General features: G+C 44.7%; 1 pseudogene. It reads left to right on the forward strand.

Features of this window, described 5'->3' with window-relative positions:
- Positions 1–2: 2 nt before the first annotated feature.
- Positions 3–605: pseudogene (locus tag EIZ48_RS28595) on the forward strand (transposase); the annotation flags it as partial.

The following is a 605-nucleotide window of genomic DNA, read 5'->3' on the forward strand; positions in this document are numbered from 1 at the left end:
CCTTGATCAACAGAGGCTCAATAACCTTCTGGATTGATGAAGAAGCAATATCGTCATGGGAATCTTCGTCTCTTCATRGTRGGCGTGGTCGCAGTAATCAATACTCCGATCTATCCATTACTACAGCGTTGATGATTAAGCGGCTATTTAACCTATCACTTCGTGCCACAGAAGGCTTTATTAACTCGATACTGGCGTTAATGAAAGTGTCACTACAATGCCCAAGTTACACCCGTMTCAGTCGAAGAGCAAAAGACGTTGATGTTTCAATTAAAATGCCTATCAGAGGTGAAATTCGACATCTCGCTATTGATGCAACGGGGCTAAAAGTATTCGGTGAAGGCGAATGGAAAGCCAAGAAGTGGTGCAGCATACTGGGAAGACGGGCACCCAAGAAATCAAGCCGTTGCTTGCCAACGCATACATGGTAGCAATGAGTACTGGAAGAAAACGTCGGGCTATCACTCTCGGTCAATATCCGAAACGGCAATGTCGAGATATAAACGTCTTCTTGGTTCAAGCCTGAGTCTACGAGATTATGATGCTCAAGTAGGTGAAGCCTACGCAGCTGTTCGAGCTTTAAATAAGCTGTCGAGTCTTACCAT

It is taken from the genome of Photobacterium alginatilyticum (genome assembly GCF_009910675.1).
GTDB lineage: Bacteria > Pseudomonadota > Gammaproteobacteria > Enterobacterales > Vibrionaceae > Photobacterium > Photobacterium alginatilyticum.